This is a genomic window from Enterobacter cloacae complex sp. P17RS (assembly GCF_014895885.1).
GTDB classification, from domain to species: Bacteria; Pseudomonadota; Gammaproteobacteria; order Enterobacterales; family Enterobacteriaceae; genus Enterobacter; species Enterobacter bugandensis.
The window spans coordinates 1-20569 of record NZ_JADBQK010000007.1 but is presented as its reverse complement, the minus strand read 5'-3'; the positions used below and the strand labels follow the sequence as shown (position 1 = coordinate 20569).

Annotated in this window: 22 protein-coding genes; 5 read left to right on the top strand and 17 right to left on the bottom strand. The window is 52.2% G+C overall.

Annotated features, from left to right (window positions below; genetic code table 11):
- Nucleotides 1-158: 158 nt before the first annotated feature.
- Complete coding sequence (lpp, locus tag IM265_RS07665) at nucleotides 159-395, top strand: murein lipoprotein Lpp (protein ID WP_001082307.1); 237 nt, start codon at nucleotides 159-161, stop codon at nucleotides 393-395.
- Between the two features lie 60 nt (nucleotides 396-455).
- Here lpp and IM265_RS07660 read toward each other — a convergent pair whose 3' ends face one another.
- From IM265_RS07660 to IM265_RS07620, 9 genes are all read right to left on the bottom strand, one after another.
- On the bottom strand, nucleotides 456-1469 hold the full coding sequence (locus IM265_RS07660) for a L,D-transpeptidase family protein (RefSeq protein WP_028012870.1): 1014 nt from the start codon (nucleotides 1467-1469) through the stop codon (nucleotides 456-458).
- 97 nt (nucleotides 1470-1566) lie between these two features.
- Complete coding sequence (gene sufE / locus IM265_RS07655) at nucleotides 1567-1983, bottom strand: cysteine desulfuration protein SufE (RefSeq protein WP_028012869.1); 417 nt, start codon at nucleotides 1981-1983, stop codon at nucleotides 1567-1569.
- 13 nt (nucleotides 1984-1996) lie between these two features.
- Entirely contained in the window at nucleotides 1997-3217 is a 1221-nt protein-coding gene (gene sufS / locus IM265_RS07650; protein ID WP_028012868.1) for a cysteine desulfurase SufS, read from the bottom strand.
- The gene (sufD, locus tag IM265_RS07645) at nucleotides 3214-4485 is read right to left on the bottom strand and encodes a Fe-S cluster assembly protein SufD (protein ID WP_193031229.1); all 1272 of its coding nucleotides are present in this window, start codon (nucleotides 4483-4485) and stop codon (nucleotides 3214-3216) included. The genes sufS and sufD overlap by 4 nt, the downstream gene beginning before the upstream one ends.
- On the bottom strand, nucleotides 4460-5206 hold the full coding sequence (sufC, locus tag IM265_RS07640) for a Fe-S cluster assembly ATPase SufC (RefSeq protein ID WP_041910384.1): 747 nt from the start codon (nucleotides 5204-5206) through the stop codon (nucleotides 4460-4462). The genes sufD and sufC overlap by 26 nt, the downstream gene beginning before the upstream one ends.
- Before the next feature lie 9 nt (nucleotides 5207-5215).
- Nucleotides 5216-6706, bottom strand: a complete 1491-nt coding sequence (gene sufB, locus IM265_RS07635) for a Fe-S cluster assembly protein SufB (RefSeq protein WP_028012865.1) — start codon at nucleotides 6704-6706, stop codon at nucleotides 5216-5218.
- Nucleotides 6707-6714: 8 nt separating this feature from the next.
- Nucleotides 6715-7083, bottom strand: a complete 369-nt coding sequence (sufA, locus tag IM265_RS07630) for a Fe-S cluster assembly scaffold SufA (protein WP_193031227.1) — start codon at nucleotides 7081-7083, stop codon at nucleotides 6715-6717.
- 313 nt (nucleotides 7084-7396) lie between these two features.
- Nucleotides 7397-8125 (bottom strand): MerR family transcriptional regulator, encoded by a 729-nt coding sequence (locus tag IM265_RS07625; RefSeq protein WP_193031220.1) that lies wholly within the window; start codon nucleotides 8123-8125, stop codon nucleotides 7397-7399.
- Between the two features lie 188 nt (nucleotides 8126-8313).
- Nucleotides 8314-9534: a diguanylate phosphodiesterase gene (locus tag IM265_RS07620; protein ID WP_047368385.1), complete on the bottom strand. Its 1221-nt coding sequence runs from the start codon at nucleotides 9532-9534 to the stop codon at nucleotides 8314-8316.
- Nucleotides 9535-9874: 340 nt separating this feature from the next.
- Between IM265_RS07620 and ycgZ the strand changes: the two genes are divergently transcribed.
- The 4 genes from ycgZ (at nucleotide 9875) to fdhF (ending at nucleotide 13082) form a co-directional block, all read left to right on the top strand.
- Nucleotides 9875-10114, top strand: a complete 240-nt coding sequence (ycgZ, locus tag IM265_RS07615; protein WP_028012861.1) for a regulatory protein YcgZ — start codon at nucleotides 9875-9877, stop codon at nucleotides 10112-10114.
- Between the two features lie 4 nt (nucleotides 10115-10118).
- Nucleotides 10119-10439, top strand: a complete 321-nt coding sequence (locus IM265_RS07610; RefSeq protein ID WP_047368384.1) for a hypothetical protein — start codon at nucleotides 10119-10121, stop codon at nucleotides 10437-10439.
- A 29-nt stretch (nucleotides 10440-10468) separates the two neighbouring features.
- Nucleotides 10469-10747, top strand: a complete 279-nt coding sequence (locus IM265_RS07605) for a biofilm development regulator YmgB/AriR family protein (protein ID WP_047368383.1) — start codon at nucleotides 10469-10471, stop codon at nucleotides 10745-10747.
- A 184-nt stretch (nucleotides 10748-10931) separates the two neighbouring features.
- Nucleotides 10932-13082, top strand: coding sequence for a formate dehydrogenase subunit alpha (gene fdhF, locus IM265_RS07600; protein WP_193031218.1), 2151 nt, complete (start codon nucleotides 10932-10934; stop codon nucleotides 13080-13082).
- 67 nt (nucleotides 13083-13149) lie between these two features.
- On the opposite strand, the gene IM265_RS07595 is transcribed toward fdhF, so the two are convergent.
- The 8 genes from IM265_RS07595 to IM265_RS07560 form a co-directional block, all read right to left on the bottom strand.
- Nucleotides 13150-13791, bottom strand: coding sequence for a LuxR C-terminal-related transcriptional regulator (locus IM265_RS07595; protein ID WP_100170421.1), 642 nt, complete (start codon nucleotides 13789-13791; stop codon nucleotides 13150-13152).
- A gap of 3 nt (nucleotides 13792-13794) precedes the next feature.
- Nucleotides 13795-14481, bottom strand: coding sequence for an EAL domain-containing protein (locus tag IM265_RS07590; RefSeq protein ID WP_193031216.1), 687 nt, complete (start codon nucleotides 14479-14481; stop codon nucleotides 13795-13797).
- 42 nt (nucleotides 14482-14523) lie between these two features.
- Nucleotides 14524-15033: a fimbrial protein gene (locus IM265_RS07585; RefSeq protein ID WP_193031214.1), complete on the bottom strand. Its 510-nt coding sequence runs from the start codon at nucleotides 15031-15033 to the stop codon at nucleotides 14524-14526.
- A 12-nt stretch (nucleotides 15034-15045) separates the two neighbouring features.
- The gene (locus IM265_RS07580) at nucleotides 15046-15555 is read right to left on the bottom strand and encodes a fimbrial protein (RefSeq protein ID WP_126326128.1); all 510 of its coding nucleotides are present in this window, start codon (nucleotides 15553-15555) and stop codon (nucleotides 15046-15048) included.
- A gap of 10 nt (nucleotides 15556-15565) precedes the next feature.
- The gene (locus IM265_RS07575; protein ID WP_193031212.1) at nucleotides 15566-16489 is read right to left on the bottom strand and encodes a fimbrial protein; all 924 of its coding nucleotides are present in this window, start codon (nucleotides 16487-16489) and stop codon (nucleotides 15566-15568) included.
- A gap of 8 nt (nucleotides 16490-16497) precedes the next feature.
- Nucleotides 16498-19038, bottom strand: a complete 2541-nt coding sequence (locus tag IM265_RS07570; protein ID WP_226839363.1) for a fimbria/pilus outer membrane usher protein — start codon at nucleotides 19036-19038, stop codon at nucleotides 16498-16500.
- Between the two features lie 40 nt (nucleotides 19039-19078).
- Complete coding sequence (locus IM265_RS07565) at nucleotides 19079-19756, bottom strand: molecular chaperone (protein ID WP_028012853.1); 678 nt, start codon at nucleotides 19754-19756, stop codon at nucleotides 19079-19081.
- Between the two features lie 61 nt (nucleotides 19757-19817).
- Nucleotides 19818-20336 carry a fimbrial protein gene (locus IM265_RS07560; protein ID WP_100170423.1) on the bottom strand — a complete coding sequence of 173 codons (519 nt, stop codon included), beginning with the start codon at nucleotides 20334-20336 and terminating at the stop codon, nucleotides 19818-19820.
- Nucleotides 20337-20569 lie beyond the last annotated feature (233 nt).

The following is a 20569-nucleotide window of genomic DNA, read 5'->3' as shown; positions in this document are numbered from 1 at the left end:
ACATAGCTTTTTACTCAAAACGCACTGATTCGATGCTTCTTTGAGCGAACGATCAAAAATAGGCGTATTCCCATCAAAAAAATATTCTCAACCCAAAAAAGTTTGTGTAATACTTGTAACGCTACATGGAGATTAACTCAATCTAGAGGGTATTAATAATGAATCGTACTAAACTGGTACTGGGCGCGGTAATCCTGGGTTCTACTCTGCTGGCTGGTTGCTCCAGCAACGCTAAAATCGATCAGCTGTCTTCTGACGTTCAGACTCTGAACGCTAAAGTTGACCAGCTGAGCAACGACGTGAACGCAATGCGTTCCGACGTTCAGGCTGCTAAAGACGACGCAGCTCGCGCTAACCAGCGTCTGGACAACCAGGCTACTAAATACCGTAAGTAATAGTACCTGTTAATAAAATGGCGCACATTGTGCGCCATTTTTTTTGCCTGCGTCAAACTGCTACTGCGTTACCTTTTCCCCTTCCTCTTCTGCTACCGCAGCAGACACCCGGCTGTTCTGCACTGACAACACGCTATTGCTGGCCGACGGGCCGCTACCCGCGGATACGACAACCGGGATCCCGGCACGGCGCGCCAGGGCTTTATCAATTAACGCCTTATCGCTTCCGGCCTGAGAAACAAAGGTGGCAAAGTCTGCCGAGTGGGTAATGGGCGAAATTTGCGGGTTCTCGCCCTCCACCTGCGCCAGCGGACGGTGGACCTCTATATAGCGCTTACCGTCCGGCTCAACCGAGAATTTCACCGGCTCGTTGATGATCTGTACCCGCGTGCCGACCCGCACCTGTTCAAACAGGGCTTTAATATCCGGGGCGTTCATTCGCATACAGCCGGAACTGACGCGCAGACCTACGCTGTCCGGCGCGCTGGTGCCGTGAATAAGATATTCCCCATTACCAATTCCCAGACGCAGCGCATAGCGCCCCAGCGGGTTATTTGGCCCCGCCGGGACGACGGGTGGCAATTTAATTCCCTGGGCCAGGGAACGCGCTCTGATGCCCGCCGTTGGCGTCCAGGTTGGATTAGGGATTTTTTGGCTGACGCGGGTGGTGCTCACCGGCGTTTCCAGCCCCAGCTGTCCGATGCCGAGCGGGAAGACCTGGACAATATTTTCTCCCGGTGGGAAGTAGTAGAGCCGAAGCTCGGCCAGGTTAACCACAATGCCTTCGCGCGGGGTATCCGGCAGCAACATCTGCGACGGGATGGTGATAACGGTACCCGGCGCCGGGTTTACTGGCGCAATGGTATTGTTCGTTTCAAGGATCACCTGCGCCGCCGTATTAAACCGACGGGCGATAGTCTGAAGCTTATTATCCCCTTCCTGTATCGTGTAGGTTTGATTTTGCCCAATCAGACGGCTGCCTGCGGGCGGCAACGGATAGTCCATCGCGCGGGCCGAATTAAACGTACCGAGCGAACTGAGGAGTAATAGAGTTATTAGAGACGCGCGCTTCATGCTGAGATTCCTTATTCACTGGCAGGATGCCAGAAAGCTGAAAAACCAGCGAGGCGGGAACCACCTCGCGAAACAGAATGAATGCTGTTCTGTAAGTCTAGCTAAGGATTGCAGCTTTGGCGCGAATGGCGCGAATCATCGCTTCCAGCCCCTGGGAGCGGGACGGGGTGAGGTGTTGGGTCAGGGCCATTTTTTCAAACCACGGGCGGACATCGAACGCGACGATATCCTGCGCCGACATCCGGTGGTAAAGAATAAATACGACCGCAATCAGCCCTTTTACAATGGCCGCATCGCTGTCGCCGTGCAGGGCGATAGTGCCGTCGTCAGACTGCTCCATCACAATCCACACCTGGCTCTGGCAGCCCTGAATAATGTTTTCCGGGTTATGCGCCTCTTCTCCGAGCGGCGGCAGACGCTGCCCCAGCTCGATGATATAAAGGTACTTCTCTTCCCAGTTTGCACAGCGCCCAAAGTTGCGCAGCAATTTGTCTCTGTCCGGCAGTTCTGCCATCTTTTGCCTCTTCTTAGCCCAGCAGCTGGTGAATGCGCTTAAGCCCCGCCACCAGCCTGTCGACCTCTTCCATTGTGTTATACATCACCAGCGATGCGCGGCACATTGCCGGCACTTGATAAAAGGCCATCAGCGGCATGGCGCAGTGGTGCCCGGTACGGACGGCCACGCCGTAGTTATCGAGGAAGCTGCCCACGTCATAGGCGTGGTGTTTCCCCAGGTTAAAGGCAATCACGCCCTGTCGGTCAGCCGGGCCATACAGGGTAAGGTCCGGCACGCTGGCAAGCTCCTGCAGCGCGTAGTGCATCAGCAGCTGTTCGTACTCCTGGATGGCGTCGAGGCCGATTGCGGAGACGTAAGACACCGCCGCCCCCAGGCCGATAATCCCGCCGGTGTTGGGGGTGCCCGCCTCGAAACGCCAGGGCGCACGGGCGTAGGTCGTCCCTTCCGTCAGGCTGACGGTGGCGATCATCGATCCGCCCCCTTCCCACGGCGGCATCGCCTGCAGGATGTCCTCTTTCACATACAGCACGCCAATCCCGGTCGGGCCATAGAGCTTATGCCCGGAGAATACGTAGAAATCGCAGTCCAGCGCCTGCACGTCCACCGCGTGATGCATCACCGCCTGCGCGCCGTCAATCAGCACCTTCGCGCCGGCCTGATGGGCTTTTGCGATAATCTCTGTCACCGGGTTTTCGGTGCCCAGCACGTTAGAGACCTGGGTGACCGCCACCAGCCGCGTTTTATCGTCCAGCAGGGCGTCAAGCTGCTCCAGCTGCAGCGTGCCATCGTCGTTCAACGGAACGACCCGCAGCTGTGCGCCGACACGCTCGCAGAGCATCTGCCACGGCACAATATTGGCGTGGTGCTCCATCTGGGTGATGATGATGTTATCCCCCGCGCGCACCTGGGCGTTGCCCCAGCTGTTGGCGACGAGGTTAATCCCCTCGGTTGTGCCGCGCACAAATACCAGCTCTTCCGGCAGGCGTGCATTGAGGAAGGCTGCAATTTGCGTGCGCACGTTTTCCATGCGCTGGGTCGCCTCGGCGCTCAGGGTATGAATACCGCGATGCACGGCGGCGTAGCCGTGGCGATAGAACTCGGCTTCCGCATCCACCACCTGATTCGGCTTCTGCGCGCTGGCCGCGCTGTCGAGATAGGCCAGCGGCAGGCCGTTCACTTCACGGGTCAGAACCGGGAAATCGGCCCGCACTTTCTCTACGGGAAAACTCATACTTCGCCTCCGGGCAGACGCTGACCAATGCGGGCCAGCACCTGCTGCTTCAATACGCCATCGTGCAGCGCTTCCGTAAGCTCCGCCGCAAAGGCGTAGATGATCATTTTCTGCGCCGCCTGCTGGTCGATGCCGCGCGAGCGCAGGTAGAACATCTGCTCGTCGTCGATCCGACCGACCGTCGCGCCGTGACTGCATTTTACGTCGTCGGCGTAGATCTCCAGCTGCGGCTTGGTGTCCACTTCCGCCAGGCGCCCCAGCAGCAGATTGTTGTTGGTCATCTGCCCGTCGGTTTTGATGGCGTGCTGGGCCACGTTAATCAGGCCGTTAAACACCGCCCGCCCTTTATCGCTGACGATGGTTTTGTGCAGCTGGCGGCTGTTGCAGTAGCCTTTGTTGTGCTCAAGCCAGGTGCGTGTGTCGCACACTTCTGCCTTCACCGGCATCGCCAGGCTGTTGATGCGCAGCGTAGTGTTTTCACCGTTAAGCTGCGTGCTGGTGTTGTGGCGCAGCACCGCGCCGCCGAGCAGGAAGCTGTGGCTGTACGCCGCGGCATCCTGGCCCAGCAGAAGATCGTTATGGGCAAAATGGTGGCTCTGCGGATTCTCAAACGCCAGCTTAATGTGATGAAGCTGCGCATTGGCGGCAACGTTCATCGTCAGCCGCGACCCGGTAAAGTGACGGGTCTCGTTGAGGCTGACGTAATGTTCGATTACCGTGGCCTCCGCCCCCTCCGCCAGCTCAAGGTGATGGCGATAGTGCGCGGTGTTGATCTCATCGCCCTCCACGCCCTGTGTGATGTGCATCAGCAGCAGCGGTTTTGCCGGACGCTGGTTACGCTTGACCTGAATATGCGTCACGCTGCGGGCCAGGCTCTCGGTCAGGTGGAGGAAAACTTCCGGCTGAACCGGGGCGCTCAGGCTCTGGCGGTCGTCGTTAATGACGATATCGAACCCGCTATCCCGGGCGTCGTCACTCAGTTCTGGACGCCAGACGCCGTCGACAAAGACCAGACGCACCGCATCCACCGTTAGCGCCAGATCGTCGCGCCGGGCCGGGTCAATCTCCGCCAGACGCGTCACAAACTCGCCGTTCAGCAGGCCGTCGAGTGGGGTGTATTTCCAGTTCTCATGCTTCCGCGTCGGCAGGCCGAGGCGCAGCATCTGCTGCAGGTGCTGCTGCGCCTGCTCGGAGCGCGTATTACCCTGCTCCTCAAACAGCCGGTGCCACTGCTGGAGCGCATTACTGCTGTTCGGTAAGCCAGCCATAACCCTGCTCCTCCAGTTGTTTAACCAGCGTAAAATCACCGGATTTCACAATACGTCCCTGGTAAAGCACGTGGACGTAGTCCGGCTTGATGTAGTCCAGAATGCGCTGGTAGTGGGTGACAATAATGAACGAGCGCTTGCCGTCGCGCAGGGAATTCACCCCGTCGGCGACAATCTTCAGGGCGTCGATATCCAGACCGGAGTCGGTCTCATCCAGAATGCACAGCTCGGGCTCCAGCACCGCCATCTGCAGGATATCGTTACGCTTTTTCTCGCCGCCGGAAAAGCCGACGTTGACCGAGCGGGTCAGCAGGTCTTCTGGCATTTTCAGCAGTTTGATCTTCTCTTCCATTAGATCCTGGAAGTCGAAGCGATCCAGCGCCTCCTGGCCGCGATACTTGCGCACCGCATTCAGCGCCGTCTGGAGGAAAAACTGGTTGCTGACGCCCGGAATTTCCACCGGGTACTGGAAGGCCATAAAGATGCCCTCGCCCGCGCGGTCTTCCGGCGACATCTCCAGAAGATCTTTGCCGTTAAATTCGACCGAGCCGCCTGTCACTTCGTAATCTTCGCGTCCCGCCAGCGTCGCTGAAAGCGTACTTTTCCCGGAGCCGTTCGGCCCCATGATGGCGTGAACTTCACCCGGCTTGACGTCAAAATTGAGACCGCGCAGGATCGCTTTCTCTTCCACGCTAACCTGTAAATCTTTAATGCTTAACATGTGCTTTCCTTAACCGACGCTGTGTTCAAGACTAATGGCGAGGAGTTTTTGTGCTTCAACGGCGAATTCCAGCGGCAGTTCAGAGAACACGTCCTTACAGAAGCCGTTCACAATCATCGAAATGGCATCTTCTTCGCTGATGCCGCGCTGCAGGCAGTAGAAGAGCTGATCTTCCCCAATACGCGACGTGGTCGCCTCGTGCTCCAGCTGAGCCGTGTTGTTGCGACACTCGACGTACGGGAAGGTATGCGCCCCGCAGTCGGCACCGATCAGCATTGAATCACACTGGGTGAAGTTACGCGCGTTGGTGGCCGTCGGCATGATTTTCACCAGCCCGCGATAGCTGTTCTGGCTATGCCCGGCGGAGATCCCCTTCGAGATAATCGTCGATTTGGTGTTTTTCCCAATGTGGATCATCTTGGTGCCGGTATCGGCCTGCTGATGCCCGCTGGTCAGCGCCACCGAGTAAAACTCACCGATGGAGTTATCCCCGCGCAGAATACAGCTCGGGTATTTCCAGGTAATAGCGGAGCCGGTTTCCGACTGCGTCCAGGACATTTTGCTGTTTTCGCCTTCGCACAGCGCGCGCTTGGTGACGAAGTTCAGGATACCGCCGGTATTGCCGTCGCCGGGGAACCAGTTCTGCACCGTGGAGTATTTCACCTCGGCGTCTTTGTGAATGATGACCTCTACCACCGCCGCGTGCAGCTGGTAGCTGTCGCGCACCGGGGCGGAGCACCCTTCGATATAGCTGACGTAGCTGCCTTCGTCCGCTACCAGAATGGTGCGTTCAAACTGTCCGGTTTTTTCGGCGTTGATGCGGAAATAGGTGGAGAGCTCCATCGGGCAGCGTACGCCTTTCGGCACGTAGATAAAGGTGCCGTCAGAGGCTACCGCGGCATTCAGCGCGGCGAAGAAGTTATCGTTGCTCGGTACCACGGTGCCGATGTACTTTTTCACCAGATCGGGATGGTCATGAATGGCTTCGCCAAAGGAGCAGAAAATGATCCCCTGCTCGGCCAGCTTTTCACGGTAGGTGGTCGCCACCGAGACGGAGTCGAAAATGGCGTCTACCGCCACCTCTCTCCCCTCGCGCACGGGCACGCCCAGCTGGTTAAACGCCTCTTCAACCTCTTTGCTCAGGAAGCTGTTCTCGGCACCGGTCTGCTGGACCGCGCCGGGCTGCGAGGCGCAGGTATCGTCACAGCTGCCGCAGGAGGGTGCGGAGTAGTAGCTGTAATCCTGATAGTTCAGCTTGTCGTAGTGGGCTTTCAGCCAGTGCGGCTCTTCCATCTCCAGCCAGGCGCGGAACGCACTCAGGCGAAATTCGAGCATCCACTCGGGCTCGTTACGTTTGGCCGAAATGGCGCGCACCACATCTTCATTAATGCCTTTCGCCAGCTCGTCGGTCTGCAGCTGCGTGAAAAAACCCTCTTTATAGTTGAGGTGTCCGCCGCTCCAGGTGTTTACATCACTCGTTGCTTCAGTATTACGAGACATAGTACCGCCTATACCCCAAAGCTTTCGCCGCAGCCGCATTCGTTCTGGGCTTTCGGGTTATGAAATTTGAATAACTGGTTTAAACCTTCCCGCACGTAATCCACTTCGGTTCCATCGATAAACGGCATAGCCTGCAGCGCGACGTACAGCTTTGCGCCGTCGGTTTCAAACACCAGGTCATCTTTTTCCGGTGCGGTGACGGTATCCAGCACGTAGCCAAAGCCCGCGCAGCCGGTCTGCTTAACGCCTAAGCGCACGCCGAGAATGTCGGGATTTTTTGCCGCCAGCTCGTGGATATGCGCCGCCGCCGCAGGCGTGAGCGTTAATCCTCGCCAGGCAAAATCGGCAGGATTGAAGGTTTCTGAATGCAGTTCCATAGGTCCACCTCATCTGATTAGCCATCAGGGCATAACACCATGTTAGTGATAACGATTATCACTTCAACCCTCTGTCAGCAGGGGCATTCGGCTAAACCGCCCTTTTTGTCTACTTTTATTAAGCATAGACCCTGTCAGAAGATGCGGGCGGGATGGATTTAATTGTTCAATACTTTGAAAATTAATGGATTATCTGTTGTAGAAAACAGCGAAGAGAGGAAAAGTAAAATATGTATCGGAAATGCCTATTTTTGAGATAGCTTTTGTTCTGGAAGTGTCTAAAACAATAAAAGGCCCTCAAGGCCTCTGATTATTATTGGTGAAATGAAACGCTAAAACCCTGCTCACGCCAGTGGTCGAGCTGTTCCTGCTGACGCGGTGTTAGCGTTTTTCCCGTCCAGACGAAGATTTTTTGCCCCGGGAAAAGTTCAGGACGCGGAGAATCAATCGGGTCCGCCAGCACGTCAATGTGCCAGCCTTGCTGCGCCAGCCGCGCGGCTTCAAGCCAAAGATGGGTACGGTCATCGCATTCCCAGCCGATAAGCAACGCATCTTTACCCGCTTTCTTGCGCGACTCCGCCAGGCTTAGAACCGCGAATTCAATCAGGACGCCGTCAAGCATGCTCGCCATGTGGCGTACAGTATTTTGATCCTGATTCATTCGCTGGCGGACGGGGGAAATGATGTTATCAATCAGCGCATCCATGGCATGCTCCCGGCGGAACTCACCGATTTTGGCGCGCAGCTTTGCCGGGCTGGCATAACGCAGAACGGTCATCATCTCTTCCTGGAGCGAGACCCAGTTACCCTGAGTCAGGACTTCTTTATTTTCCAGCAAGGCTTTTACTTTTCCGACCGAAACGCCGCTTTTCATCAGGCGTTTGATCTCTTCAATACGCAGGATATCTTCATCGTCAAACTGACGATGACCCCCTTCGCTGCGCTGCGGCTTCAACAATCCATAACGTCGCTGCCAGGCACGCAGCGTAACGGGGTTGATACCGCATCGTTCGGCCACTTCGCCGATACTGTAATAGGCCATTAACTCCCTCACGCTCAGAACTTCCATACCTAACTACACCAACCTTATCAGATTGTACAAACCATTTGTATAACTAAGACCGCATTTTGCTCAGGTGAAAGGGGTCGTTCTCCCTTCACCTGTTAATACATTGTTGTCTAAAGTTTGCTTCTCGTACAGCTAAGTCTGCCGAATTTTGTACAGCTTTATCAAAAATCGAATTTCTTCTCCGGCCATGCAATCGCCGGAATTCCGCCATGCCGGGGGCTTGCAAACAGATGGCCCTGGAACTGGGAAATGCCCGCAGATTCCAGCCACATCCACTCTTCTGCCTTCTCCACGCCGACCGCGCAGAACTGAATTTCAAGCGAGGAACAGCATTTGATAATCGCCTGAATGATGGCCTGTCGAGGGCCACTTTTATGCACGTTCGCGACGAGATCGCGATTAATCTTAATTCTGTCGGGCTGGAATTGGGCCAGTAGCTGTAGTCCCGCAAAGCCGGCACCAAAGTGATCGATCGTCACGCTGATGCCTGCACTTTTTAGCTGTCTGACTGAATCCGTGAACTCGTCAAAACGGGAAATGGCTTCACTTTCGGTAAACTCCACCACAATTTGCTCAGGAACAAAACCGTTTGCTCCAATCGCGGTGAGCAGGAAATCAACGGCGTTAGGAATGTTAACCAGCGTCATAGGCAGCAGGTTGAGGGATAACGTCTGGTTCTGCAACCCGAGTGCGCTGGCCATTGAGAGGGCCACCTGCTTGCTGTGCAAATCAGAGGTATACACGTCGTCACGCGGCAGATTGGCAAAGTAGATCCCCGGTGCGCCGCCGTCAGGCGTGCGGAGAAGTGCCTCCCAGGAGACGACCTGCTGCATAAACGGATCGACTATCGGCTGGAAAGCAAAGCTGCAATCCGCTCCTTTCGCGACCACCTCGGGTTGCGCTGACAAGCGTGTTTCTTCGCGAACAAACTCCCAGGAATCCGCAGGCGGCAGTTCAAAATAGTTAGCTTTTTCCGTGGCCTCGACAAAGGTACGGAAAAACTGCAGCGGACGGTCATTGTAAGTCAGCTGATAGCGTGTTGTTCCCTTGTTCAGCACCTGTTGCAGCACCTCATTCCTGTCGAACTGGCGCAAATCAAAAAGCTCCATCCCCACCTTGCCAAAACGCCGGACGGGGCCGTGATCGCGCATCAGTTCGACTACGTTATGGTGTCGCGGGTCGTTGCAGATCTCCTCATAAATAGCAGAAACATGCTCCACTGGCCCCTCAAGCAACTGAAAAAAATGTGTGCCGTTAAACAGCAAGATCCCCGTGACGTTGGCTTGCCGGTTTTTATTATTTGCAGCAGCGACCATAGCTTCCAGTGCTTTCACTGGAACGTCCTCGCAGATATGACTGCGGTAAATGATGGTTGTAAGCATGCGATTCCTGGGGGTTAAGGGTTTTGACCACAAAAACATGTGGAGAGACTTCTCTTATAGCACATTAATTGCCTCACAAATAATTTACATCTCAATCATTTACGCCCGTTAATGGCACTCTCACAAGTGTTGTACAACTTAACAGCGGCTGTGCGATTTGTACAATATATTCTGTAGCATTACCGTTTCATGAACAACAAACAACTAATTGAAAAATAGAGTATTTATAAAATATATCCTGATTTTATTAAAAATCTGTACATTTTTAATGTACAGATTTAGAAAAAGTGTATACCTTAAATGTAACGTTACTGATTACAAAATTTTACAGGAGCGAAACATGCAGCAGAAAGGTTACGTCGCAGATTCCGCAGCAGCAATCGCACAGTACTTCGAAAAAGCCACGCTTCCCACCCAACAGGAAACGCTGGGTCAGGTCGTTGTTGAGATCCTTAGCGACGGGCGAAATCTCAATCGCAAATCGCTCTGTACCAAACTGTTAAGTCGCCTTGAAAGGGCCGAGGGCCCCGAAGAGGAACAGCATTACCATATGCTGCTTGGCTTGCTCTTCGAACGATAACGTGATGAACAGCAGTGACGCAGACAAACTGACCGATCAGCTGATTGGCGAAGCCGTTCTTTCTCTTTTGAGAGAGCGTGGCCCCGTTACAACTGAAGCTCTGGTTCAGCGTCTGCGGCAGATGAAAACACATGAAAAGAATCCCCGGCGGCGGGAGACACTGGCGAAGGCGATTGCCGATATCGGATCAAAAAGCCTCGGATTAAAACGTCGCAGAACCGCGCAAGGACGAATGAGCAGAGAGGGACCTCTCAATGATAACAGAGGCAATGTAGTGTCGTTGTTTGGAAAGGGAAAGCCGTCCGATCCCAAAAAAATACATTGACTGCATTTTAACAGCTACGGTGAGAACAAATGAGACAAAATATTCAGCTTCAACCCGAATACCACTCTGCTTTTTTAGACAGTGCGCTGGCGGAATATTTCCGTCACGCAGGCGATCGTTTTGCTGAAGAGTCCGCTATTTTTTCTACTGCAGTACGCTGTGTTCTGGCCTCTGAAGGTCATATTTCCAATAAAGCGATCATCCTGTGGCTCATTCAGACGCTGGAAGCGACCAGAGACGTTGTGCAGGCGGATGTTATTCGTAAGACGCTTGAGATCGTTGTGGGCTACACCATGGATGACGTTTAAACGCCCTGCCATTCAGCGATCGTGTCATCGTCAGAATTGTCGAACATGCTGACGATGACACCCCCCTCTCTTCATAACCCCCTGTAAAGAAGCGTTATAAAGATGGCATGGTTTCTGCTTACTCCCTGTTACGGGACTGGGCTTACCAGTCATTTTGCTTCATTTCTTAACAGGTCTGTTATTGATGAAAAAAATCGCCAGCGTCTGCCCTTACTGTGGTGCAGGCTGCAAACTAAACCTTGTCGTTGAGAATAACCGTATCATCCGTGCCGAAGCGGCAGAGGGGGCCACAAACCAGGGCACGCTATGCCTGAAAGGATTTTACGGATGGGATTTCCTTAACGATACCCGCCTGCTCACCCCACGCCTGACCCAGCCGATGATCCGCTACCGCAAGGGAGAGACATTCACTCCCGTGACCTGGGAAGAGGCTATCCGCTACACCGCCCAGAAGCTCAGCAGCATTAAAGCCCAGTTCGGCCCGCGTTCGATTATGACCACCGGGTCGTCGCGCGGTACCGGGAATGAAACCAACTACGTGATGCAAAAATTTGCCCGCGCGGTGCTGCACACCAACAACGTCGATTGCTGCGCGCGCGTTTGTCACGGTCCTTCCGTCGCCGGACTTCAGGAGACCCTCGGCAACGGTGCAATGAGCAACTCTATCAACGATATTGAACACTCCAAATGCCTGCTGGTATTTGGCTATAACTGCGCAGACTCCCACCCTATCGTCGCCCGGCGCGTGCTAAAAGCCCGTGAAAACGGCGCGAAAATCATCGTCTGCGACCCGCGCCGCATCGAAACGGCGCGCATTGCCGATCAGCATCTGCAATTGAAGAACGGTAGCAACATGGCGCTGGTGAACGCCTTTGGCTATGTGCTTCTGGAAGAAGATCTGTACGACAAGAACTACGTCGCGCGGTTTACCGAAGGACTTGAGGCCTATCGGCAGACGGTGAAAGAGTATGCTCCAGAGCGCGTAGAACACCTCACCGGCATCCCCGCCCGCGACGTTCGTCAGGCAATGCGCACCTTCGCGGCGGCCCCTTCCGCCACCGTAATGTGGGGAATGGGCGTGACCCAGTTTGGCCAGGCCGTCGATGTCGTCAAAGGGCTTTCCAGCCTGGCACTGCTGACCGGCAACCTCGGCCGCCCTGCCGTCGGTGTCGGTCCCGTGCGCGGGCAAAACAATGTTCAGGGCGCCTGCGATATGGGCGTTCTGCCGAATATGTTCCCCGGCTATCAGGATGTGACCGATCCGGCTGTCCGGCAGAAGTTCGCCGATGCCTGGGGGATTGACGTCAATAACATGGACGATCGCGTCGGAACGCGCATTACCGAAGTGCCTCACCTTGCGCTGGAAGGCAAGGTCAAAGCCTATTACATCATGGGGGAAGATCCGCTGCAGACGGAAGCCGATCTCGGCCTGGTCCGCAGCGGTTTCGAGGCGCTTGACTTCGTGGTGGTTCAGGACATCTTTATGACAAAAACGGCGGAAGTGGCGGACGTTCTGCTCCCTGCCACCTCATGGGGCGAACACGGCGGCGTTTTTACCTGCGCCGACCGGGGTTTCCAGCGTTTTGGCCAGGCTATTGAGGCCAAAGGCAACGTGAAGCGCGACTGGGAGATCATCAGCCTGCTCGCCACCGAGATGGGCTATCCGATGCATTACGACGATAACCAGCAGATCTGGGATGAAATGCGCGAGCTGTGCCCGCTCTTCTACGGCGTGACGTATGAAAAAATGGGCGAGATGGGCCACGTGCAGTGGCCGTGCCCGACGCTCGATCACCCCGGCACGCCGTACCTTTACAAAGATAATCAGTTCGATACCCCGAGCGGTAAAGGGCAGCTCTTTGCCGCACCGTGGCGCGCGCCGGCCGAGACGCCCGATGATGATTATCCGCTGGTACTCTGCACGGTACGCGAAGTTGGGCACTACTCCTGCCGCTCGATGACGGGTAACTGCGCCGCGCTGCAAAGCCTCGCCGATGAGCCGGGACGGGTGCAGGTGAATCCTGCCGATGCGGACAGACTAGGTATTAGCGACGGTCAACTGGTCTGGGTACGTTCGCGCCGGGGTAAAGTGATCACCCGCGCCAGCATTAGCGAGCGCATCAACGCCGGGGCGGTCTATATGACCTATCAATGGTGGATCGGGGCCTGCAACGAGCTGACGCAGGATAATCTCGACCCCGTATCAAAAACGCCGGAGACAAAATATTGTGCGGTGCAACTGGAGGCCATTGAGGATCAGCACTGGGCGGAGGACTATGCAGCGTCGGCGTATCAGTCCATGAAGTCGCGGCTGATGAGCGCGGCGAACGTCTGAGGAACAGCGTAAATAGCATCAGGTTTACCCGGCACCAGAATGATCATCTTTTTGGCCGGGTAATTCCCTAATGAAACAGATCTAATGCATCACGAAACAAATTGGGGTTACAGCGCTTTTCAAGCAAGCGGTTCAGGAGCTCCAGCAATTCATGCTCACTGCTCAGGTTAAACTTATGCATAACCGCATACTTATGGGCATAGATCGTCTTTGGCGTAAGCATCATCTCCCTGGCTATGTTTTTGACGGATTCCCCCTTGAAAAGACCGGCCATAATATTGAGCTCACGCTGTGATAACGTTTTATGCTTACAGCTTAAACAGGCTTTTGAAAGGACAGGGATAATGGGCGCACTGTATGCACTCCAGGCCTGGCGCAATACCCTCTTCAACAGATAGAGTGACGCTGAGCGCGACACAAAAAAGGTCTGCTGAATGCAGAACGGTAAAAACGATGACGATGGCTCTTCCGCTTCGGTAATACCAATTATGACGCATTTACGCGCACATTTTAATTCCGGGAAACAGGTATAATGTTCGCCCTTGCTGAACGCATAAACGATTATTTCCGCCCGAGCAATATTCTCCACATCATAGCCATTGAGAAAATTGACTTTTTTTGTATATTCATTGTTAAAAAAATCTTCAACAAATGACCTGAGGCTATGGTGATATAAAAAATCATCTTCTTTAATTAAAACATTTATCATTTATCAGACCGAGACATAATCGATACTCAACTTTTTTTCAGGCCAAAGAAATCCCTGCATTAAATTGCATCCAGTATTCTGAGCCAAAGAAAACAGTTCGTTATTTTCGATGCCTTCAATAAGCACCTGATCTACCATCATAGCGCAGTAGGCTATCATTGATTGTAAGGCCCGGGGAGTCAATCTGTTTTCCCACAAGCTCTTTTTATCTACTTTAACACCATCAAATATGCAAATACGTTCACCCAGCGGCGCTAAATGCTCACTTCTAACATCATCCAACCATATCTTTGCACCTGTTTTTTTTATTCTCTGATGCATTATATCAAAACTCTCTCGCTCTTCATTTGTTAGCAAAATAAAATTGCACGGATCTTGTACCTCAATAACGATACCAGAACGCAGGCTGGGCAATATTTCACTGACCAATTCTGATTGGCATAATAATCTTGCGGGGACGTTAATAAAATAGTCATCATCCTCTTCACACAGAGGAATTATACGCAACTGCCAGCGCAGCAAACGAGAGCTTGCACTTAAAGACATCTTTTCAAAAAACGTTTCGCAATCAATTCCCTGACGTAAGGTACTTAGCATCTCCCAAGCCTTTATCTTCTTTTCCTGTGAAGAATAGATAGGCTGGAACCGAACACCGCATATAGCATGCTCAAGCAAGGAATTAATCAACATGAATGTCTCAAACTTATTATTTTAAAAAAGATATTTCAGCCGTTACTGATAGGTAAAATCAACGTTCATTACTGACTGGAAAGTTCCAGCAGTGGAATTTCCCTGCGGCGTAAACATTCTCGCTGACAGGGGAAATGTCGAGCTGCGCGTACTGTTATCGACGTTGACCTGCATTGTGCTGTTTACGCTATATGTTGTCGCATGATCCCTGCTGGCGATACGTAATGCAACATTGTTGCTGGTTCCGCTGTTTTTCCATGCCGTGGGATCTTGCGTATCTGCATTACCGGTAAATTTGGCCGTTACGCTGGTGGTGCCTGCGGGACAATTTTGCACCAGCAGATCAAAGTCAGACCAGACGCCACCGTCACCGGCATTGATGAGATTCTGCTTTGTATCTTCCCCCAGATTGACCACTTTAGAAACGGTGCCCATGTCAACGACACACGGGCTGGCAATGACCTGGCCAGTAACAATGATAGTGGTATCAGCGCAGGTAATTAAAGGGGCTGAACTCAGGAGGAAGGCAAATAAAAAGAGTTTATTATTCATATGATCTAGTCTTTATTGATAACTCATTGTAATAACTATCGCCGTATTAATTGAACCAGGCGTTGTATTACCATGAAGAGAATATGCGCCAACTTTAAACGCCATCGATGCTGTACGGTCGCTCTGGACAGTTTTAAAGACTGTAGTGCCAGGACCTAAATAATCACCAGTTACGCCATCATACAAAACAACAGAGGCATTCCCTGCCGTACCTGAATTCTCATAAAGGTTAGGTGAGTCGTGGGATGCAAGACCACCAATATCTGCTCTGACAGTACTTGTGCCTGTTGGGCAGTTTGTGACTGTCAATGTAAACGGCACTGCAGTAGATGATGAGCCAGGAGCTGCGAGTGCTGTTGCCTGAATATTACCTAAATCAACATAAAGGCTGTTTGCTCCTCCGTTGACAATACAGGGTGATGCCACGATATTACCAGTCACGTTAATATTTACCGCATCTGCTGAATAAGACAAAATCGGTATCATTGCGGACAAGCTCAGGACTAAACATTTAATATTCACATTTATCCCCTTATTGATAGGTAATGTTCAACGTTGCTGTTGCATTTGCTGTTCCGGGTAAAACAGCTGATTTAGTCTGATAATAACGTGCCACGATTGGGAATGACTCCAACCCACCGCCAGATTGCTTAAGGAAAACAGTATTATTAAGATTGAGAGGTGTACCTCCATATAATATTTGCACCCCGACACCTTGCGCTACTCCCGGCCCCCCTTGACCCGATAAGGCTAAAACACTTGTATTGACCACATCAGGATTTTGCTGTCCACTCAAAGAAATATTGATATTTGCTCCAGGATTGCACGTTAGTCCGAGAGTCTGGGTAACCTGAGCATTGGCTGGCGTAGAACCTACTGTTGAACCAAAGCTTGTCGCGGGGATATTACCTATTGGGAAACTCAGCGCTCCCGAAGAAGTACTACACGCAAGTGTTGTAATGCTCCCTCCAGTAATATTCCATGTCGCGATGAAAAATTGGTTCGAAATAGATACGTTAGCAATTTGTCCACTGCGAAGTGCACCGGATACAGCGGGAGCGGTTGTCCTTACCAACTCAACTTTATACATATAAGACGCACTATAGCTGCCAATAGTGAACGACATTGGAAAGTAGTGGTGGAAACCGCCGCCTGTATCATTTTCTGAAACACGCACACCATAGCCACTCACTCCTATATCATAGAGGCTGTTCCCCAGTGAACTTCCGCTCATCGCTTCCTGGTAAGTATTCGCAGAATCAGTACATGAGTAATTCACATTGTAAATACCCGATTGTGCAGCAACAACCGTTCCCGGCGCCACATCACGCTGCGCAGTAATGTTACTAAAATTTAAATTAAAGTTTTGCGCAGAGATATTGTTTGTGCAGCCAGCAAAGCTTTCTATGGATATTAACGTCAAAATCAACAGCAAAAAAATTTTAAGCAGATTCATTTTGTTTCCTATCGACAAACAGTACTGACAACCGCAATGTTATTTTTAACATCGGAAGGTTTTAAAACGTATGAGGCTTTACACTGCTTATCACTACCCTCACCCCATTGCGCGATAAGGTCGACATTCTCGCCTAAGCCTGTGAGATAAACCTGCCCATTATCGCCGACAATAAAGCCGCTATTTTTAATACCACCCACGCTGACAATCGCCCCAAAGGGAATGGGCTGTCCGTTACCGCGCAATAACGTAAACAATGCACGCTGACCAACGTTGGCAGTATATTCAGCGCGAACAATAGCTCCGCGAGTCGGCACAACGGTCCGGGTCGTGAGATCCAGTTCTACATCATCGGACATACTTTCTGGGTCGATTACGATATCGTTTTTACGGTAGACGTTGACGTTATTTACCGTTGTATATCCCCGATAGTCCGTTTTCGCGCCCGTTTGGTTTCGCACTGTCAGACCTTTCGCCCCAGGCACTTTAACCAGGACGTTCGTTTCACCCAGCGGTTGCGATAACGTCACGCCGTCAGCATGCGCAATGACCCCGCCCTGGATTCCGTAGTTCAGACGCTCATTGTTCTGGTCGTAGCTGTACCCTGCCGTCACCTCACCATAGGTACCCTTGTAATCACCGTTTACGTTGCCGCTGTATCCGACATTATCGCTGCCATAGCCCTGCTGAACGTTCCAGTTCAGGGCATTGTTTTCCAGCGCGGTCCCGTTGATGCCAACCGTATGAGTCGTTCCGCTATTTTTACTGTTATTAACGCTGTAGTTTGCCCACGTCTGCGGCAGGAATTTATCCAGCGGCACGCTGATGTTAAACGCCACCATCCGGTCTTTGTCATAGCTCGTAGGGTTACCGTAGGTACCAGGCGTCCCGTTACGCGTTGAGGTATACGTCAAACCGTAGCTGATGCCGTTCCAGAAATTGTTATACCCCAGACTCCAGGACTCCATCGCTCGCCCGGAGTTCCAGTAATCTTCGCGAACGGCGCTCACCATGATCGAGCCTAATGAACCGCCCAGAGACTGGTTCATCGTCAGCTCCATACGGTTACGACGTCTGTTTTGCATCACACCGTTATCGCCATATGAATCAAGCACTTCCTGCATACCGTAAAAGCCTTTGGTCGAATAGCGGTAGCCTGCAATAGCAAAGTTAGTGCCGGTGTTGACAAAGTTCTTACTGTAGCGTGCTCGCCAGGACTGGCCGCTATCGCTCGGCAGATTTTGTGGGGTGGACCATGCCTGAATGACGTCGACAGAAACTGCGCCGAGGTCACCCATATTCTTGCCCATACCGGCAGCGATCGACTGGTAGTGACTCGACGTTTGACCACCGCCGTACGCCGTTAAGCCATACGGTAAGCCATAGATGCCCGTAATTTGCGCAAACGGTGTCTTGTCTACGCTACCGTTATAGGAACGATATTGCCCACCCGTGACGGCGTACTTGAATCGGCCTTCACGCTGCAGTACGGGCAGTGAAGCATAAGGGACGGTGAATTGTTGAATGCTACCGTCAGCCTCTTTAATTGTTACCTGCAGATCGCCTGCCCCCCCGGTCGGATACATATCCGTGATCTCGAAGGCGCCAGGCGCAACGTAGGTCTGGTAAATCTCATACCCATTCTGACGGACAATGACCTGCGCATTGGTACGCGCGATACCGCGGACGACGGGTGCGTACCCCTTGAGGGAGTCAGGTTGCATGTCATCATCTGAGGCCAGCTGCGCACCGCGGAACGGCATACTGTCAAAGACATCGGCAGGAGCAGTGCTGTCCCCGAGGGTCATCTGCGCTTTTAACGGAACGATCGCGCGCTGGGCGTAGGTATATACGCTGTCCCATTTGTCCTTGCCATCTTCATCCCGTGACCAGGTCGTGTAATTGCGCAGACGCCATGGCCCGATATTGATTCCCGGACGTAAATTAGCGTACTGCGTGTTGCTGGTATCACTGCTCCCGTTGTGCGAGCGGTTGTTAGCGCCACTCAGGCTGTAGTTGAGCAGTGCAGCCGTGATTCCGTCATCCCACTGTTCTGGTGGAACGTATCCGCGGGCCTGACGAGAAATCGCCGCCTGTGGAATGCTGATGAGCAGACGCTGTGCGCCAAACTGGAATTCAGTGGATCCGGAAGGTATCGCGTGCAGGTTTGCACAACGTTCGTTGTCCACCGCAAGCGCCGGGAAAAGCTCGGTTTTTACGCCCCACTCTTTAAGCTGCTCCACGGTCAGACAAGGTTCTAATTTCCCCTCATCATTGGGAGCACCAGAGGTTTTGAATTCGATATCGCGCGTATCAACAAGTTCGTTATCCAGCATCACATCGACGTGATAAGTTCCCGGCGCCTGCGAGCCCGCTTCAAACGCAGCGAGATCGGCTTTACCTCCATTTTGCGGATTATCGAGCTCAACCAGGTCCGGGTTGAAGTAATCACGCGCCATGGCATTCTGCATTGAGCCAGCAAGGGCAAATGCAATCAATAAAGCCAATCGCGCAGGTTTAAAATTATTATATTCCCTTACTATCATCATTCACGTCACCTTGGAAACGACATTCCAAAACCAATTATTTTCACAAGCTTGCGCTTTGTACGTCACTCACCGCTCCATAATCATTAATGACTTTATAATTAACAGAGGTTGAGTTAGCGCCAGCAGGTAGCGTGAAATTCATTGATTCCCCAGGAAGTACATACGAAACATTTTCAATTTTTTTACCGCCCAGACTGATTTCATTAAAGTTAATGACATAGCTGGTTGGGTTGGTAACCTGAAGTTGATTACCATTTCGACGCCAGGTTAACTGATGACTCAACTCCTGCGGCTGCTGAGACTTTAAGCCTGCAGGACGGTATATCAGCTTAATGCGCGTTTTAATCGCTATTTGCAGCGTATTATCTTTTTTGGGCGCTGACGGTATCGCTTTAATATTCAGCCAGTAGAGACTTTCTTTATCCTGCGGCAAGTTGCCAGTCACCACGACACGCTCAATGTTTTGCTGACCACCATCGAGTCGATACAACGGAGGGGTAATAATAAAAGGAGCTTTCTCAGCGCCACCATTTAATGTCTCAACCCATGACTGAATAAGGTACGGCGTCTTATCCGGGTTGTTAACATCAATGGAAGCTTCTTTTTTATTGCCATCATAGACGACACGCGTTCCGCCAATAATAACACCCGCATTGGCGGCGGACACGCTTGCTGAAATTACTGCGCAGGCAATTAAAGTTTTGCTAAGAAAATTCATTTTACACCTCGATAAAAAAGGGCCGTATACCGGCCCTCATATATTTTTCCGGTCAGGAAGATTACTGGTAGCTAACGGAGAAGTTAGCTACACCGTTTGCTGGACCTACGCCAACAGTTGCTGACGTTGCTTCGTACTGAGCAAAGAAGTCCAGCGTGTTTGGTACAGTTTCAGCCAGGCTGTAAACGTGGGAGTTAACGCCCGCCAGCGGCAGGTCCTGGCTGTCAGCCGTCATCAGGTTAATAGCAACGCCCGTTGCGCCACCGGTTACAGCCAGCAGGTTGGAGTTTGCTGGGTCCGCAGAACCGTCAAACTTGATGGTTGCGCCTGTTACGGTTGCCGGGCAGTTGGTCAGCACGATTGAGAATTTAGTCGCAGCGGTTTTATCGCCAGCAGCGGTAAATTCAGATTTGCTGTAACGGCCCAGATCAACGGTCTGGTTTACCGAACCCGCGTCAACGGTGCACGCTGCGTCGATGATTTCACCGGTGAAATTAACGGTACCAGCAGAAGCGAATGCATTAGACATGGTCAGAGCAGCAGTCGCAGCGAAAGCAGCAGCAATAATATTCTTTTTCATGATTTAATTTCCTTAATAACTTTATAAATTACCGAAATTTAGGCAGCAACATCCAGATGGATTTAGGCCATTTATTTTTTGCGCCAGACATCTCATTTCCAACGTGCAGTAAGCAGAACGCAAAGATATTTATTCGATAACTTTGTTTTCACCCTCTCACTTGCTGAAGCGAAATTTACAGAAGTTTAATTTTTTCGACAATTGGTTTTTAGCCCAACAGTAGACTTTAATCT